The 17,697-nt window shown below is 44.8% G+C and carries 18 protein-coding genes; 13 read left to right on the top strand and 5 right to left on the bottom strand.

Going from position 1 to position 17,697, the window contains the following annotated elements:
- Positions 1–2: 2 nt before the first annotated feature.
- Positions 3–1,529: a S8 family serine peptidase gene (locus NFI81_RS24150; RefSeq protein ID WP_234616052.1), complete on the bottom strand. Its 1,527-nt coding sequence runs from the start codon at positions 1,527–1,529 to the stop codon at positions 3–5.
- A 164-nt stretch (positions 1,530–1,693) separates the two neighbouring features.
- Here NFI81_RS24150 and NFI81_RS24145 point away from each other — a divergent pair, with 164 nt between their 5' ends.
- From NFI81_RS24145 to NFI81_RS24090, 12 genes are all read left to right on the top strand, one after another.
- Entirely contained in the window at positions 1,694–2,983 is a 1,290-nt protein-coding gene (locus NFI81_RS24145) for an aminopeptidase P family protein (RefSeq protein WP_234616051.1), read from the top strand.
- Between the two features lie 55 nt (positions 2,984–3,038).
- Complete coding sequence (locus NFI81_RS24140; protein ID WP_234616050.1) at positions 3,039–3,275, top strand: hypothetical protein; 237 nt, start codon at positions 3,039–3,041, stop codon at positions 3,273–3,275.
- On the top strand, positions 3,265–3,600 hold the full coding sequence (locus NFI81_RS24135; protein WP_234616049.1) for a type II toxin-antitoxin system RelE/ParE family toxin: 336 nt from the start codon (positions 3,265–3,267) through the stop codon (positions 3,598–3,600). Before NFI81_RS24140 ends, NFI81_RS24135 begins: the two co-directional genes overlap by 11 nt.
- Before the next feature lie 79 nt (positions 3,601–3,679).
- The gene (locus tag NFI81_RS24130) at positions 3,680–4,309 is read left to right on the top strand and encodes an MgtC/SapB family protein (RefSeq protein ID WP_234616048.1); all 630 of its coding nucleotides are present in this window, start codon (positions 3,680–3,682) and stop codon (positions 4,307–4,309) included.
- A 209-nt stretch (positions 4,310–4,518) separates the two neighbouring features.
- Complete coding sequence (locus NFI81_RS24125) at positions 4,519–5,367, top strand: EboA domain-containing protein (protein ID WP_234616047.1); 849 nt, start codon at positions 4,519–4,521, stop codon at positions 5,365–5,367.
- Positions 5,368–5,378: 11 nt separating this feature from the next.
- Positions 5,379–6,407, top strand: a complete 1,029-nt coding sequence (locus tag NFI81_RS24120; RefSeq protein ID WP_234616046.1) for a TatD family hydrolase — start codon at positions 5,379–5,381, stop codon at positions 6,405–6,407.
- A gap of 1 nt (position 6,408) precedes the next feature.
- The gene (gene eboC, locus NFI81_RS24115) at positions 6,409–7,278 is read left to right on the top strand and encodes a UbiA-like protein EboC (RefSeq protein WP_234616045.1); all 870 of its coding nucleotides are present in this window, start codon (positions 6,409–6,411) and stop codon (positions 7,276–7,278) included.
- A 40-nt stretch (positions 7,279–7,318) separates the two neighbouring features.
- Positions 7,319–8,482 carry a 3-dehydroquinate synthase gene (locus NFI81_RS24110; RefSeq protein ID WP_234616044.1) on the top strand — a complete coding sequence of 388 codons (1,164 nt, stop codon included), beginning with the start codon at positions 7,319–7,321 and terminating at the stop codon, positions 8,480–8,482.
- Entirely contained in the window at positions 8,479–9,681 is a 1,203-nt protein-coding gene (gene eboE, locus NFI81_RS24105) for a metabolite traffic protein EboE (protein WP_234616043.1), read from the top strand. Before NFI81_RS24110 ends, eboE begins: the two co-directional genes overlap by 4 nt.
- Positions 9,674–11,038: an alkaline phosphatase family protein gene (locus tag NFI81_RS24100; RefSeq protein WP_234616042.1), complete on the top strand. Its 1,365-nt coding sequence runs from the start codon at positions 9,674–9,676 to the stop codon at positions 11,036–11,038. Before eboE ends, NFI81_RS24100 begins: the two co-directional genes overlap by 8 nt.
- Before the next feature lie 58 nt (positions 11,039–11,096).
- A complete protein-coding gene (locus NFI81_RS24095) occupies positions 11,097–12,302 on the top strand; it encodes a PQQ-dependent sugar dehydrogenase (RefSeq protein WP_234616041.1) in 1,206 nt (401 codons plus the stop codon).
- A gap of 3 nt (positions 12,303–12,305) precedes the next feature.
- Positions 12,306–13,562 (top strand): saccharopine dehydrogenase family protein, encoded by a 1,257-nt coding sequence (locus NFI81_RS24090; RefSeq protein ID WP_256549278.1) that lies wholly within the window; start codon positions 12,306–12,308, stop codon positions 13,560–13,562.
- Positions 13,563–13,602: 40 nt separating this feature from the next.
- Here the strand turns inward: NFI81_RS24090 and folB are convergent, their stop codons facing one another.
- The 3 genes from folB to NFI81_RS24075 all read right to left on the bottom strand — a co-directional run bounded on the left by folB (position 13,603) and on the right by NFI81_RS24075 (position 16,028).
- Positions 13,603–13,953 carry a dihydroneopterin aldolase gene (gene folB / locus NFI81_RS24085; RefSeq protein WP_234616039.1) on the bottom strand — a complete coding sequence of 117 codons (351 nt, stop codon included), beginning with the start codon at positions 13,951–13,953 and terminating at the stop codon, positions 13,603–13,605.
- Positions 13,954–13,959: 6 nt separating this feature from the next.
- A complete protein-coding gene (locus NFI81_RS24080) occupies positions 13,960–15,021 on the bottom strand; it encodes a DivIVA domain-containing protein (RefSeq protein ID WP_234616038.1) in 1,062 nt (353 codons plus the stop codon).
- A 104-nt stretch (positions 15,022–15,125) separates the two neighbouring features.
- The gene (locus NFI81_RS24075; protein ID WP_234616037.1) at positions 15,126–16,028 is read right to left on the bottom strand and encodes a WD40 repeat domain-containing protein; all 903 of its coding nucleotides are present in this window, start codon (positions 16,026–16,028) and stop codon (positions 15,126–15,128) included.
- 56 nt (positions 16,029–16,084) lie between these two features.
- On the opposite strand from NFI81_RS24075, the gene NFI81_RS24070 reads away from it, so the two are divergent.
- On the top strand, positions 16,085–16,714 hold the full coding sequence (locus tag NFI81_RS24070; RefSeq protein WP_234616036.1) for a 4'-phosphopantetheinyl transferase family protein: 630 nt from the start codon (positions 16,085–16,087) through the stop codon (positions 16,712–16,714).
- On the opposite strand, the gene NFI81_RS24065 is transcribed toward NFI81_RS24070, so the two are convergent.
- Positions 16,715–17,563, bottom strand: a complete 849-nt coding sequence (locus NFI81_RS24065; RefSeq protein WP_234616035.1) for a transglutaminase-like domain-containing protein — start codon at positions 17,561–17,563, stop codon at positions 16,715–16,717.
- Positions 17,564–17,697: the final 134 nt, after the last annotated feature.

The raw sequence follows: 17,697 nt of genomic DNA, 5'->3' as shown, positions 1-17,697 counted from the left end.
CATTAATCCCAAGCCACTTCGATCACAAAATTTTTGAGGTCAATGGTCGTGAAACGCTCGCCGTTCTGACGTTTCAGCGCAATTTTGCCGTTTTGAATTTTGGCCACTTGCTGCGCGATGACATCTTTATCGGTTTTCTTTCTATAAATCGCGACCATTTGATCTTCACTATCAACATCAACGTCGATGCTGCGTCCTTTTGCATTGATTAGCTTCGCATTATCAGGCAAATAGGGCGCTTTGGCCAGGGCAAGCGCACGGGAAGCCTGTGGCACGCCATAGCCCACAAAATTGTTGCCATAAGGATATAAATGCGCTGATTTCTCGATGAGGCTGATCAGCTCTTTGTTTGTCAATTTTGGATTTGCTTGTAAAAGACAAGCCGCAAAACCAGTAATGACCGGCGCGGATAATGAAGTTCCATATAATGAAAAGCAGGAAACATTAGGCTTTACATAAGATAAAAACTCGGGCCCTACGCTGCTATAACCGATTCTGTTCCAGAGCTTTCCATTGGTTGCACCTACGGCAAGAACGCCTTTTGCATCCGCCGGGGCCGAAACAATTTCCCAGCTTTTATCATCGCCTTCATTTCCAGCTGAGACGATCAGCATAATGCCTTTTCTGTCCGAGGCAATCTGTGCGGCTTTTGAAATGGCGGAGGTTTTGCCGTCCATTTGGGAAGGAATGTAATTTTCTTTTGGGTCTGAAAATCCTTTGGCATAACCCAAGGATGTGTTGATCAAACGCACGCCCAGGCTGTCCATCCACTCCATGGCTGCGATCCAGTTATCCTCCTCGCCCCTGTATTCGCGCAATGAATAATCAGTTCTGGCCAAATAAAACTTGGCATTGGTGGCCATGCCATATTGGATCTCATCCTGAAAATCAATGCCTGCAATGGCAGCCAAAACCTCTGTTCCGTGCATGTCCGAAAATGATTCAGCGGTGCTGAAGAGCAATTCACCCGAGCGGCCCGGCTTTACGTAATCGCGGATGCCTAATATTCTTTTGTTGGAAAAAATCTGTGTTAGGGAAAGGGAAGAATCGGCGCCATAAAAACCGGCGTCGATCACGCCTATGGTCACGTCTTTGGCTGAAATATTCTCCTTTGTAAATGCATTAGCCTGAACTTGCGACATTACCGGCGCCATTTGTGCCTTTTCAATGGCCTTGGTGCGGGCAATGTAAAATCCGGGATCGATAGGAACCACTTCCTGGACAAAATCCAGTTCACGAACTTTCATCGCCTGTTCGCTCGTCAAGATCGCCGAAACCGCATTCAGCCATTTGGAACGGTTGATAATATTGACAGATTGTTCGCGCAACGCCCGCTCGTAATCGCCTTTTACAGGCAGGTCCATTTCGTCAGAAGCGACGAGACCCATTTTAAGGCGGTTTTCAAGCGTTAATGCAGAAACAGCCGGTGCGGCGTTCAGGTCCTTGTTTTTGAGATAAATCCAATATTTCGGACTTGCCGACAAAATAAAAGGAGCAAAAACAAACGCAAGCAGAAACAATCTTTTCATGAATATTATCATAGTTAGGTTATATCGTCGATCGAAAAAATCAACATTTTGGTATATCACGCTCAGAACCAAACAAAAGGAATTTTGCAGTTTTGTCGCTCTATTTTTGAACAAGATAAACGTAATTTTACAAATTAAATTACCAGTTACAAAATTTAGCACCTATGCGTTATGATCCTATTGGCAAGGACCTTTTTATAGAAAATCGCCGCCGACTTAACCAATTATTGAAGCCAAAATCATTGGTTATATTGAATTCCAACGACGTTATGCCCACTAATGCTGACGGCTCAATGGGTTTCAAGCAAAATTCAGACCTGTTCTATCTTACTGGCGTGGATCAGGAGGAAACCATCCTCGTTCTCTCTCCCGAACACCCTGATGAAAAGCTCCGGGAAGTCCTTTTTTTGAGAGAAACCAATGAAACAATCGCCGTCTGGGAAGGTGAAAAACTGACCAAAGAGCAAGCACGCGAACAAACGGGCATCAAAACTATTTATTGGACGCATCAATACGAAACCGTTTTCAGGAACATTGTTTTTGAAGCCGACAATGTTTATTTGAATACGAATGAGCACACCAGAAACGACTCCCAGGTGCAGACCCGCGAGACGCGTTTTGTAAATGAATTCAGGGAAAAGTATCCCATTCATACATTGGCCAGGCTGGCGCCGCTGATGCACCAGCTCCGGGCCATTAAGCAGCCTCAGGAAATTGAATTGCTTCAAAAAGCCTGCGACATTACCAAACTTGGTTTCGAGCGGCTTTTGACATTTGTAAAGCCGGGTGTTCAGGAATTCGAAATTGAAGCCGAATTGCTGCACGAATTTATTTGTAATCGCTCCAAAGGCTTTGCTTACCAACCCATTATCGCGTCCGGTGCAAATGCATGCGTGCTGCATTACATTCAAAATGACCAGCCTTGTAACGATGGCGACATTCTTTTGCTGGATGTTGCGGCTGAATATGCCAATTACGGAGCGGATCTGACCCGGAGCATTCCGGTGAATGGTCGTTTCACGAAGCGGCAGCGTGACGTTTACGATGCTGTTTTAAGGGTTTTCAAAGTGGCAAAAGGCATGTTGGTTGCCGGAAATATTTGGGATGAATATCATTTGGAAGTCGGAAAAATCATGGAAAGTGAGTTGATCGGCCTGGGATTGATTACAAAAGACGACATTGCCAAGCAAGATCCTGAAACGCCTGCATATAAGAAATATTTCCCGCACGGCACTTCGCATTTTCTGGGCCTCGACATTCACGACGTAGGCAACAAATACCGCCGTTTCGAGCCAGGAATGGTATTTACCTGCGAACCCGGCATCTACATTCGCGAAGAAGGATTGGGCATTCGTCTGGAAAACGACATTCTGATTACAGAAAACGGAAACCTGGATTTAATGGCGCATATCCCGATTGAAGCAGAGGAGATTGAGGAGATGATGAACCGTTAAGTTGAATGCTTTGAAGCATTCTTTTTGTAAATTTGTTCAGATCAAATTGAATCAAATGGAAAACACGATCAATTTTAACATTCCGTTGTCATTTCAGCAGCTCGTCGATTTGGTAAGGCAGTTGCCAAGGCCCGAGCGTGAAAAACTGGTTACAGCTATTCGAGAGGAGGACCTGGATGAAGACGAACCGACCAAAGCTCAAATTCTTGAAAATTTGAAGCAGGATTACATTGCTTTAAAGGCAGGAACATTAAAAACTTGGCCCTTAAAAGAGGTGTTGAATGAACTATGAATTAATTGTTTCCACACACTTTAAAAAAGAATTAAAACGGCTTGCCAAAAAATACGCCTCATTAAAAGAAGACGTTTTTGAGCTTGGTGAAAGCCTAGCCGATAATCCTGCTCAGGGCTCACCGATTGGAAAGAATTGCTTTAAAATCCGCTTGGGGATTAAGAGCAAAGGCAGAGGAAAAAGTGGCGGTGCAAGGGTAATTACCTGTGTTTTTACTTTGCAGGAGGAAGTGGTGCTCCTTAGCATTTATGACAAAGCTGAAAAAGAGAACATCAATGCAAAAGAGCTTGAAGACTTGCTCAACGCTATTGACAGAACACAGTAAAATAATACCACATCCATCAAAAGCCGGGAGATTTAGCGTCTTTCCGGCTTTTGAGTCTTAACAACCTTTGGTTTTGGAAATGGAGTTATTGCCGGAAGACGTTTATAAGCTGTTGATATCGTTTTTTCTAGGTGCCATTATCGGCACCGAGCGGGAATACCGCAGCAAGTCGGCTGGGTTGCGGACCATGATCCTGATTGCGGTTGGCTCTACATTATTTACAATTATTTCCATTAAGATCAGTTCGGATGCGGGGCGGATTGCTGCTAACATTGTGACGGGAATCGGTTTTATTGGCGCGGGGATCATTTTCCGGGAAAATAACCGGGTCGTAGGCATTACAACGGCGGCGATTGTGTGGGTGACGGCAGCGGTGGGAATGGGCATTGGTGCTGGTTTTTACGAGGTAACGATCGCAACATTCATTATTTCCGGCTTGTCGTTGGTTATCCTGGCCCCTATCCAGAAATTTATCCGCAAAAAAAGCCAGATCAGGAATTACAGGCTCGTGTGCCCTTATGAAAGAAAAACCCTGAAACGATATGAGGAGCTTTTTAAGGATAATGATCTTAAAATTTTGCAAGGCCAGCAAAGCCGTTCTGGCGGCCAGATTACCGGCAGCTGGACATTGCAAGGCTCGGAAAAGAAGCACGAAAAGCTCACGCACCATTTGCTGAATGACTCTGGAATCATAGAATTCGACTTTTAGCAAAATTCGGAATGTGCTTTCAGGATTAGATTTTGATTAAAAACAGATGTAAAGTCCCTTCCTACGCGTCTTTTGAGAACAGGGGAACGTTATAACATAGGCGAGGGAAACTTTATATCTGAAAATTACTTTATAAATAAAACAAACCCACTTTTCAAGAAAGATTTGCAGGGCTACAACCATGTAAATCGGAATTACATTGCTTCGTTATGTCTGACATCATTAAACAAAAGCTTTGGGAAATACTAGCCCTGAACACCTCCGGACCTGAGGCAGATTGGTTACAAAACCGGGCTTGTGCAAGTCCTATGGACCTGATGACCGCTTTTGTCGCTGCGCCCAGGTTTCTCGTAAAAAAAATCATTTCATTAGATCAAGATCAAAAATGGGAGCTCAATGCTGAGATTCCCGGATTTTCCGTTGACGGCTGGTCACTGGTAAGGCTGGCGCGCGTTTGGCTGCTGACACATCTCGATCCTTCTGATAAAGAGGAATATGTCAAAAACATTGAAACGCTCTTCGACACGGCTGAAATGAATGAGCTGGTGGCGCTTTATTCAGCATTACCAGTCCTTTCTTATCCGGATCAATGGCTTTTCAGGGCGACCGACGCGGTTCGCTCGAATATGGGTTTTGTGTTTGATGCCATTGCTCTGCATAATCCTTATCCGGAGAAATATTTCAGCGAACTGGCCTGGAATCAGCTGGTTTTAAAAACCATATTCAATGATAAGCCCATTCATTTTATTGAAGGTTTGGAAAATAGAGCCAACGAAAAACTGGCAATGACGCTTTCCGACTTTGCGCACGAACGCTGGGCAGCAGGAAGGAGTGTTCCGGCGCAGGTTTGGCGGCTGGCGGGTAAATTCATGAACCCCATTTTGCTGGCTGATATGCAGCATTTACTTGATTCTGAAAACGTGGATGATCATAGGGCAGCCGCTTTGGCTTGCAATGATTCGTCGCTTGCTCAGGCCAATTATCTTTTGGCTAAATACATTGATCTTGAAAAATCGGTTAAGTCCGGGGCTTTAACCTGGGCGGATCTTGAACACTGACACCTGAACCTATGTGCCTCAACAATAACGATACAGCACCGAATCCTTCGCATTTTGAAGACAGCGAAGAAACCGTCGCTGCCCCTGCGCACCGCGACATTGCCTGGAACGACTATAAAGACCTGATCAAAGGAATGCGCTTTTTTGACCCGCATATCCATATGGTTTCTCGCACGACAGACGACTACCAGGCCATGCACCAAGCCGGCATTGTGGCTTTGATCGAACCGGCTTTCTGGGTTGGGCAGCCCCGCACGGGGCTTTCGAGCTTCAAGGATTATTATAGTAGTCTGGTTGGCTGGGAAAGATTCCGCTCTTCGCAATTTGGCATTAAACATTACTGCACAATGGGACTGAACTCCCGCGAAGCGAATAATGAGCCTCTTGCTGAGCAGGTTATGGAAATCCTGCCATTATACATTTACAAAGAAGGCGTTGTCGGCGTGGGCGAAATTGGTTTTGATGACCAGACGCCTGCCGAAGAAAAATATTACCGATTACAGCTCGAACTGGCTAAATCAGCCAAGCTTCCGGTGCAGATCCACACTCCGCACCGCGACAAGAAAAAAGGAACGGAGCGCAGCATGGCCATTGCATTGGAACACGGTATTGATCCTTCTTGGGTGATCGTGGATCATAATAATGAAGAAACGGTCAAGAGTGTTTTGGACAAAGGTTTTTGGGCGGCATTCACGATTTATCCTTTTACAAAAATGGGTAATGAGCGAATGGTTAAAGTAGTGGAACAATATGGTCCCGAACGCATTATGGTCAATTCTGCGGCCGACTGGGGCATTTCCGATCCGCTTGCGATTCCGAAAACGGCTGCATTAATGAAGATGCGTGGCATTTCGGATGAAACGATCAGATTGGTAACTTACCAAAATGCGATTGACGCTTTTGGCAAAAGCGGGCAGATTGACGTGACCGATTTTGAGTCGGGATATGCGATTGACCACACCGAAAAGTTTCATGGAAACAGCATTCTGCGGGGCGGACAGCAGCCTTCTCCTGCCAAAGATTCATTAGTAATTAATTAAAGTGAGCAGTTTAAAACCCTATCTGCAGCTAACCCGTCCTGCCAATGTCGTCACCGCATTCACCGATATTTTTGCGGGAATGGCCATTGTACAATTTGCTTTTTCAGATTACAATCCGGCGCTGCTTCTTGTCTCAACATTAGGCTTATATGCGGGTGGCGTGGTTATGAACGATGTTTTTGACGCAAAGCTCGACGCTATTGAACGGCCCGAACGGCCGATCCCAAGCGGGAAGGTGCCTTTGAAATCGGCTGCTATGCTCGGCATATCGCTGTTATTTCTTGGGATCCTGGCGGCCGCAATGTTTAGTGCTTTAAGCGGAATGATCGCAATTATCGTCGCTATGCTGGCCGTTTTATACAATCGTTTTGCAAAGCATAGCCGCATTTTTGGTCCGCTAACCATGGGCATGTGCCGAGGCGGAAACCTCATTCTCGGCATGAGCGTACTTCCGGAATCACTTCAACAATGGTCATGGATTGCCCTATTTCCCATTATGTACATCGGCGCGATCACGTTGATCAGCCAGGATGAAGTGCACGGAGGGAAGAAGACTACGCTTTACATTGCAGCACTTTTGTATTTAGTAGTGCTGTTTTCGCAAGTAAAGCTCGCCAATGAGCATGGTAACTTGCTTTATACATTGCCTTTCGTTTTGTTGCATGCCTGGCTCATATTCAGGCCATTATGGAATGCAATGCAAAATCCTATCGGGCCGTTGATTGGTAAGGCGGTGAAGGCGGGCGTCATTTCCCTGATCGTGATGAATGCTTCCTGGTGCGTTGCCTTCGGATTGTGGCCGCTGGCGTTGCTGGTTTTGGCGTTATTGCCCTTGTCAATGCTTTTGGCAAAGGTTTTTGCGGTAACTTAGTGTTAAAAATTACTTTTTTGCGTGTTCAATGTCGATTTCAATGCAAACCATACAACAGCGTTTCAAGGTAGAATACAATTATGCCGTATTCTTTACTGAAAATTTATTTGATACAAAAAACCCTTTGCTCCAAGACTTTTTCAATGAATATACGGAACAGGGCTTTCAGCGTAAGGCCTTAGTGATTGTGGACGAGGGGTTTGCTCAGCATCATTCCGATTTATCCAACCAGATTCAGTCCTATTTTACTGCGTCTGTTCCCCATATCCAGCTTGCCCCGGAAATCATTATTGTCCCTGGCGGTGAAGCTTGTAAAAATGATCCTGCTCTTTTTGATAGTCTCGTGGAAGCCGTAGACACTTATGGCATTGACAGACATTCGTTTATCATAGCCATAGGCGGCGGCGCGGTGCTGGATTTGGTAGGTTATGCAGCGGCTGTTTCGCATAGAGGCATTAAACTGATTCGCATTCCAACAACCGTTTTATCCCAAAACGACTCGGGTGTTGGTGTTAAAAACAGCATTAACTTCCGCGGGAAGAAGAATTTCCTGGGCACATTTGCGCCTCCGGTTGCTGTATTTAATGATCTTACTTTGTTGAGAACATTAGATGACCGCGATTGGCGGGGGGGCGTTTCCGAAGCGATCAAAGTTGCATTGATCAAAGATGCTTCGTTTTTTGAATGGATAGAAGAACATGCTTCCGCGCTGGCAAACCGCGATGAGAAAGCCATGGCCTACCTCATCCACCGCTGCGCAGAAATGCACACAGACCATATTGCAGGCGGCGACCCTTTCGAATTTGGTTCTTCGCGGCCTTTGGATTTTGGACATTGGGCGGCGCATAAGCTCGAATTTTTGACAGGTTTTCAGGTTCGTCACGGCGAGGCGGTGGCCATAGGCATTGCGCTGGACTGTGTTTACGCAACCAAAATCGGGCAATTATCGGAAAAGGAACTGAATAGAATTCTGGACGTTTTGGGCAAATTGGGCTTTGATCTTTTCCACCCAAAACTATCTGAAAACGATAAAATAAACCTGCGTAACGGCCTCAACGAGTTCCGCGAACATTTAGGCGGAAGGCTTACCATTATGCTGTTGGAAAAAATAGGAAAGGGCATCGAAGTGCACGAACTGGATGCAGACATTATCGCGCAATCGGTTGATTATCTGGAAGGAACAAAAATCATTCATGCATTATGATCACGCCTTACGGACATTTAACCTATTGCAGCAACATTCATCCCGGTGAAAAATGGGCGGATCATTTTCAGTCGCTTCGGGATAACATTCCCTATATCAGGCAGCAACTTGCGCCCGGACAATCATTTGGCCTTGGCCTTCGGGTTGCGAATGAAGCGTCTCTTGAACTGAGTAAGCCCGAGGTTTTAAACGAATTCAAAATCTGGCTGAAAGAACAGGATGTTTATGTATTTGTTATCAATGGCTTCCCTTATGGCGGCTTTCATAACACGGTTGTAAAAGACAATGTGCATACGCCTGACTGGACAACGACTGATCGGTTAAACTATACAATTCGCCTTTTTAACATTCTTTCCGAATTGCTTCCCGAAGGGATGCATGGCGGCGTTTCAACTCCCCCGCTGTCTTACCGCTTGTGGTGGACAACCATGGAAGAAAACATCAACGCGACCGAGCAGGCGACCGACCATGTTTTGCAATTGCTGGACGAATTGATCAAAATTGAGAGAGAAACGGGCAAACTGCTACACCTCGACATTGAACCGGAGCCGGACGGCATTCTGGACAATGCAGTTGATTTTGTGAAATGGTATCGCGATGTGCTTTTGCCAAGAGGAACTGCTTATTTATCAGAGAAATATAACGTAACAGCTGAGCAAGCTGAGGCAATAATTTTAAAACACATTCAACTTTGCTACGACATTTGCCATGCGGCGGTGGGTTACGAAAATCCTGAAGAAATTCTTGCGTCGCTGGATGAAGTCGGCATTCAGGTCGGCAGGATTCAGGTAAGTTCTGCGCTGAAAGTTAATTTTTCCAACGAACGCGAGGTTAAGCTGAAAGCAATCGAAACATTCGATGAGCCGGTTTATTTGCATCAAGTTGTGGCATTGAATGAGGATGAAACCAAAACACATTACCCTGATCTGAGAGAAGCGTTGACGGATTGGAATGATAAGCAGAAAGAATGGCGTGTCCATTTTCATGTTCCACTTTTCATTCATTCCTATGGCGTGCTGGAATCAACGCAAGGCGACATTATCAAAACACTTGCTATCCACCGGGAAAAGCCTTTTTCATCATTTTTGGAAGTGGAAACCTACACCTGGGGCGTGTTGCCCGAAGACATGCAAAAACCCATCGGCGATTCGATCGTTCGCGAAATTGAATGGGTGAAGAAAATACTCAGTTATGAATAAAACAGTCGTTATTGACATCGTAGGTTTAAGTGCAAACCTGATCGGTGAACATACTCCGTTTCTTGCCAAATATTTAAAAGACAGACATTTAACACCGATTAAGCCTGTTCTGCCCGCTGTAACTACAACTTCACAAAGCACCTACATTACAGGAAAATGGCCCGCCGAGAACGGGATTGTGGGTAATGGCTGGTATGATCGTGAAGACTCGGAAGTAAAGTTCTGGAAGCAATCTAACAAGCTTGTCAAGGGCGAGAAAATATGGGATGCGGCCAAAAAGCTGGATCCTAATTTCACCTGCGCGAAAATGTTTTGGTGGTATAATATGTATTCAACAGCCGACTTTTCGGTAACGCCGCGTCCGCAATATCACGCAGATGGTGTAAAAGCACCTGATTGTTACGCATATCCACCCGAAATGCGCGATGAATTGCAAAAAGATTTAGGTCAGTTTCCGCTTTTCAATTTCTGGGGACCGAATGCGAACATTAAGTCCACAAAATGGATTGCAGATTCTTCCATGTGGGTTGAAAAGAAGCATAATCCAACATTAACGCTGATTTATCTGCCGCATCTGGATTATTGTTTACAGAAATTCGGGCCGGATTTTTCAAAGATCAGCAATGAACTGAAAGAGATTGACGACGTGGTCGCTGAACTGATCCAATTTTACGAAGCACGCAATGCGAAGATCATTCTGCTTTCGGAATATGGAATTAATCCGGTGAGCAATCCCATCCATATCAACCGTATTTTAAGAAATGAAGGCCTTATTTCGGTGCGGACTGAGCGCTGGTATGAATTGCTGGATGCCGGAATTTCGAAAGCCTTTGCAACTGCCGATCACCAGATCGCGCACGTTTATCTGAATGACGAATCTGTTAAAGAACAGGTTGTTAATGCATTGAAAAAAGTCCCTGGCATTGATCTGATCTTAGATAGAGAAGCACAAAAAGCTTATCATATTGACCACGAACGCTCCGGCGACCTGGTTGTGGTTGCCAAGCCTGACAGCTGGTTCACCTATTATTACTGGCTGGACGACGCGAAGGCACCGGATTACGCACATTTGGTCGACATTCACCGCAAGCCGGGCTACGATCCTGTAGAAATGTTTATGGATCCTAAAAATCCGCTTATTAAGCTTCGTGCCGGTTACAAATTAGCTCGTAAACTAATGGGATTCAGATATTTAATGAATGTCATTCCACTCGATGCAACATTAGTGAAAGGCTCGCATGGAAGCATTAATGTGCCCGCAGAATACTATCCGATCTGCATTACAGATTCTGCTTTGGAAAAAACTGAAATCCAAGCCGTTGATGTCTATGATGTAATCTGGAAACATCTGACTTAAAATACATTGCTGAAAACAAAAGGAGCTTCATGACGTTGTAAGATAAAACTTCAACGTCATGACACTTAACGCACTTCCGATATTTTTCCTCTTAACAATAGGCTTTGCCAGTGTTTCATGTTCCAAAGATAAGGACATGGAAGACGATCCCGGGACGATTGCAAATTCCGATACAACCATCAAAACAAAGGATGCATTTCCAGGCCTGACTTTTACAAATCCTGTTGAAATGAAGCAAATTCCGGGCGATAGCAGCCGATTTTTCGTTGTGGAGCAGGCTGGTGTGATCAGAGTTTTTCAAAACAATGCTGCTGCGACAACCAGCACCGTTTTTTTGGATATACAAAATAAAGTGCAGGATGGCGGCGAACGCGGGCTTTTGGGCCTGGCCTTTCATCCCGACTTCAAGACCAATGGCTATTTTTATGTCAACTACACGGCAGGAAGCCCTCTAAAAACGGTCATAGCGCGCTACAAGGCAGCGTCCCCAGCAGCGGAACGGGCTGATCCTTCCAGCGAAGCTGTTCTTTTTACCTTTAATCAACCTTACGATAACCACAATGGCGGCTCGCTGCAATTTGGCAAAGATAGCTTTTTATACATTGCCACAGGTGACGGCGGCAGCGGAGGCGATCCGCAGAATAATGCGCAAAACCGCAAAAGCATGCTGGGAAAAATTCTCCGTGTCGACGTGGACGGAACATCGAAAGGCAACTACGGAATCCCTTCTGACAACCCATATCCGGTCGGTAATAATGATGGTTTCCTTCCTGAAATTTATGCTTACGGCCTGAGAAATCCCTGGCGGATCAGTTTTGATATGGATAATGACCGTTTATTTGCCGGCGATGTAGGACAAAATAAGCGGGAAGAAATTGACCTCATTACCAAAGGCGGCAACTACGGCTGGCGACTCAAAGAAGGCGTAGATTGTTACGATCCGGCTTCCAATTGCAATGCTGCAGGCCTTATTGAACCGATCCATGATTACAACCAGAATAATGGCGACAGGTCCATAACCGGCGGTTATGTTTACAGAGGAAATGCGATCAAGAGTCTGGAGGGAAAATACATTTATGGCGACTTTGCCAGTGGCCGGATCTGGGCGCTGGAACTGGATGGCGATCAGAAAAAGAGCAATGCTATTTTGTTTGAAAATAAAGGAGCTGTTTCCTCATTCGCGCAGGATATCAGCGGAGAGGTTTATTATTTGAATTACGGCGAAGGGAAGATAATGAAGCTGGTTAACGGAAATTTAAATTGAAAAATTAACCGGTCATTCTATCTTTGCCGAAAATTCAAACGAAATAAGATGTCTAAGGTTCTGATCATTGGTGCAGGTGGAGTTGGTAGTGTTGTAGCCCATAAATGCGCGCTGAATAGCAATGTTTTTACGGAAATCATGCTGGCCAGCCGCACAAAGTCGAAGTGCGATAAGATCGCTGCTGAAATTAAGGAAATGCATGGCGTCACCATTGAAACGGCACAGGTTGATGCAGATATTGTCGCTGAAACAGTGCTGCTGATCAAACGTTTTCAACCCAAAATGCTGATCAATGTTGCTTTGCCTTACCAGGATCTGACCATTATGGAAGCCTGTCTGGCAACAGGTGTACATTATCTGGACACAGCCAATTATGAGCCGAAAGATGTTGCCAAATTTGAATACAGCTGGCAATGGGCTTATCAGGAAAGATTTAAGGAAGCGGGCTTGATGGCCGTTTTAGGCTGCGGCTTCGATCCCGGCGTGACGCAGGTTTATACAGCGTATGCCAACAAGCATCATTTTGATGAAATGCATTACCTGGATATCATCGACTGTAATGCCGGTGATCATGGAAAAGCATTTGCTACGAACTTCAACCCTGAAATTAATATCCGGGAGATTACGCAACCCGGACGTTACTGGGAAAATGGCGAATGGATAGAAATTCCTGCCATGTCAATCCATAAACCGATCGAATATCCGGGCATCGGGCCGAAAGAAAGTTATGTGCTTTACCACGAAGAACTTGAATCGCTGGTAAAAAACTTCCCAACATTGAAGCGCGCGCGTTTCTGGATGACATTCGGACAGGCTTACATTACGCATTTAAACGTGCTTGAAAATGTGGGCATGACGAGCATCAAGCCGATCAAATTCAATGGAATGGACATTGTTCCGCTGGAATTCCTGAAAGCTGTGCTTCCTGCGCCGGATTCTTTGGGAGAAAATTATTCAGGTCAGACTTCGATTGGATGCCAGATTAAAGGCATTGAAAACGGTGAGGAAAAAACCTATTACGTATGGAACAATTGCGACCACGCGGAATGCTATCGCGAAGTACGCGCACAAGCAGTAAGTTACACAACCGGTGTTCCAGCCATGATTGGTGCTATGCTGATGCTGACAAATGAGGAGTGGATGAAACCAGGCGTTTACAATGTAGAAGAGCTGAATCCGGATCCATTCATGGACCTGCTTAATCAGCATGGCTTGCCCTGGAACGAGCGGATTAACGTTCCGTTGCCGCATGAATATTGATATAAACGAAAAAGGTCCTGCTGAGCAGGACCTTTTTCGTTTACCCTTCCATCGTGATCATCGCCCTTGTACAGACGCCTCCTACGGGTGGGTTGAACTTGGAAACCCGGACTGTAATGTTTGCCACAACCGGGTAATGTTCCCTTATTTTCTCAATAACCGTGAAGCCAATGTGTTCCAGTAATTTAGCTGGTTCCTGCATTACTTTTGAAGCTATCTGGTAGATCGTTTCGTAATTCACTGTTTCACTGAGCTTATCTTCTTGTGCAGCCTTGATGAAGTCGGCTGTAATGATGATGTCCAATGCGTATTTATTACCAATTCGTTGCTCCTCAGGATAATAGCCGTGGTAAGCAAAAAACTCAAGACCTTCGAGGCTTATTGTTCCCAATGTATTTTAGATTTGATCAAAAAATGAGCCTCCGCTGGTTTTCTTGGGCGTGTTTTCAGGCACACGCGGACGGTTGACCGGAGCATTGTCTCTTTCTCTTGCACGCTCCGTTTCCCTTGCACGCTCAATTTCTCTGGCCCGTTCGGTTCTTTGAAGTTCGGCCAACGCTGCTGCTGATTCCTCCGCAGCGCCTTTGGGTTCTTCTTTTATGCTATATTCTATTTCTTCTTCTAAAAGCTCCGGCTCTTCAATTGGTTCTGGTTCCGCTTCAACTGTAACCTCGCTGACCACTTCCGGTTCCTCATCTTCAAATGTCAACTGAGGAACAAACTCTTCCTCCTCGTCCACCAAAACCTCTTCCTCCGAATCAACAACCTCGAACAAAACTTCCGATTTTTCGTCCTGAAGCACAACTTCTACTTCTTGCTCAGGCGCTTCATCTATCTGCGAAACGACCCTTGGCTCAACGGGAAACACTGCTTTTTTAGGGATTTCAATTTCGGAAATATGCTGTTTAATTTCCTCCATTTTGTTCAAAACGGATTGTTTGTCATATTTCTGTTCGAACCTTTCCACCGTTTCAATGGTGTTGTTGGCCAGCGACGAAAGCTGTACGATCAAATTGTCACGGAAGTTTTCGATAGCCCTGAAATCACGTTCCTGCAATTTCACTTCGGCAGCAAAATCTTCCTTGAAACGCTTTAACCTGTCTTCCGTTTCGCGGATGACCTGGTTAGTCCTGTTTTCAGCTTCGGATACCAGATCATTGGCTGTGGTCCGGGACTCTTCAATCCGCTTTTCAGCATTTTCATTTGCTTCTTTTTCAATCAGCTTGCTGGTGTCCTCTGCCGCTTTTAATGTTCTGAACAGCGTGGATTCGATATCTTTTAACTTGCTAAGCTCTTTTTCGGCATATTCAAGCTGCATTTTCAATAAGCTGTTTTCGCTGGAAAAACGCTCCCATTCCTGCGACAACGAGTTAAGAAAAGCATCTACTTCGTCCGGGTCGTAACCTCTGAAAATCTTTTCAAAAGTATGCTTGCGTATGTCTATAGCGGATATTTTCATGATGCATTCTATGCTTTGGTACTTAGTTAAAAACGGTCGTGTAAGTTAAAGATATATGTATCATTTTTCAAAGTATTTACCAATAATACCATATTATAAGTATACTAATCAGCCACTTCCCAAACCGAAATCATCCGGTCGTCGCTGCATGATATCAATTGATTTTCATAGCTCGTCCAGAGCAGTTTATTCACCGAAGTGCCATGTCCTGCATGCCTTGCGCGATCAATGATCTTTTTGAGTTTAAAAGTAACAGCATCCCAGACTTTTACCGATTTGTCCATGCTGCAGGAGGCGAATAATGTGCGGTCGGGGCTGAAAGTAATGTCATTGACCGCATATAAATGTGCCGAAATGTCTAAAACCATCCCATAAGCGTCATTTACATCCCAAATTTTGATGTGTGCATCCCGGCCGGTTGAGAACAGATATTTGCCGTCCGGTGAATACTTAACGGAAAATACCGAGTTACCATGCGATTGGATCGTCTTTTTTAACACAAAACCATCTAAATCGAAGATATTGACATTACAATCACTGTCCCCGACAGCAAATTCTCGCGTTTCTTGGTTGATCGCAATCGTCCGGATGCTCTTACTAGAAACCTTAATGTGCTTTTGCACCGCGAATGAGGCAATGTCCATCACGACAATAACGCCATCGCCCAGCGCTATCAATGCTTTATTATCATAAAATTGAATGTCGAAAATAGGCGCTGTCGTGATTTTTGAGGTTTGTTCAATCTTGTTTTCAGCAATGTCCAGCACCTGGATCCCTTCGTAATTTTGCCCGATCCACAGCGCATTGTTCGCTTTTTCGAGTCCTAATGCATACACGGAAACGCCTACGCGGGCCACAAGATTTCCCAGATCGGGTTTATTGAGATCCCATTGAATTACAAAACCATCGCCGCCAGCAGAGTAAAAGCCATGAGAAGTGCTGTCAGAAATAATTGTATAAACACTGTCTCTATGACCGGAAAAAGTATCTACTTTGCGAATGTTCATGCTTTACTTGCGATAGGGATTAAGCGTCAAAAATAGAAATTGTAAACAGAAATATTATGCCGCTCGTTCATTCCGAAATGATCGAAGAATCCAGTACGCTGCTGCTTTGGAAGCTTACCGAAACTGAAACCGAGCTCAGGGAAAACCTAGGCACTGCGTATAACCCCGACGAACTTTCAGCAATTTCACATCCTCAAAAACTGCGTGAATGGCTCGCAAGCAGGCTGCTGATCAAGATCATTGCCGAGCGTTTTGACATTAATTACATCGGGACTTTCAAGGATGAACACGGCAAGGCATTCCTGATCGACAACGACTCGCACATTTCCATCACGCATACCAATGACTTTGTTGCTGTTGCCATAAACCCTCCGGCGGCTGTGGGCATTGATATGGAGAAAATGGATGCGAAGCTGCAACGCACATCTAAAAAGTATTTATCTCAACCTGAATTCGAGCACGCCAGCGATGAAATAGCGCTCCTATGCATGTATTGGTGCGCAAAAGAGGCTCTTTACAAGTTGTACGGCAAGAAAAAGGTTAGTTTCAGAGATTCCATTTATATAGAACCTTTTGATAAAGACGCATTACTATTAAAAGGAAGGCTTACGGACCTGGGCAGGATTATTGAGGCCAATGTTACTGTAAGGTGGTTTGATCACCATTGCCTGGCGATTGCATTATAGCTACAAATCGGGCATATCGTCCAATGTCGATTTCAGGATCTTCTCAATTTCTTTTATTTTATCCTGCTCACTCGTTTTTTCGTAAGACAAAATAAGATTACGCAACACCCGCTGCACAATTTCAAGGTTAGTGCAAGGCTGGTAAAAAATCTCCTTCGATTTAATGTTCAGCTGCGCGATATAATGGTCAATGTCTGTTTTGGAGAAAATAATCCCTCTGTTGAAGACATTGATATAAAACTGCGTCTTGTCGTTTTTGTAAGTCAGCACGAAAAGGTTCGGCAGGTTAACCCCATACACGGGCATGCCGAGCTTCCTGGCTATTAAAAGGTAGATCACGCATAATGTGATCGGATTTCCCCTTCTGCTTTCCAGCACCACATTCACCATGGAATTGGACGGTGAGTGAAAGTTCTTGGTGTTCGCAGCGAAATTCATCACCCCGAAAAAGATGCTGTTAATGCGCTTGATCTGGTCCACAGCATTCATTTCTTCCTGAAACTGGATCCATATATCGTAATAAAGCTGCTCAATATTTGTCCGGAGCTTCTCCATGGAAAGGTCCGGATAATGGTAAGTTGAAATGATCCACATGCCTTCCAGCAAATCCAGCGCACCACCATTTTTCCATGATTGCAAGCGCTCAATCATAATGCTGAGCTGCAATTCGTGGATCAATTCTTCAATTTTGCGTTGCACGATCGGGTTGAAGCTTTCCTCCCACTCAGTTTCGAGAAACGGTATGACATTGCCTCCTAATGACAAGATTTTCCCCTCCACGTGCTGGCTCACTTCATGATCTTCGTCATCAAGCAAGGATATCAGTGCTTTAATTTCTCTCTGGTTCATTTTCCTCAAATCTGCATTTAACAACCAACGGATAAATAAAAACATTTTTTTTTAATGGACATCAAATTTTCTACTTTTGCCCGGGAAAAAAGCTGGTTAACGGAGCGAATTTCGTTTGTTAATGCACGAAATTC

This window comes from Dyadobacter fanqingshengii (assembly GCF_023822005.2).
Taxonomy (GTDB): domain Bacteria; phylum Bacteroidota; class Bacteroidia; order Cytophagales; family Spirosomataceae; genus Dyadobacter; species Dyadobacter fanqingshengii.
The sequence above is the reverse complement of the archived record's forward strand: the minus strand, read 5'-3'. Positions and strand labels throughout refer to the sequence as shown.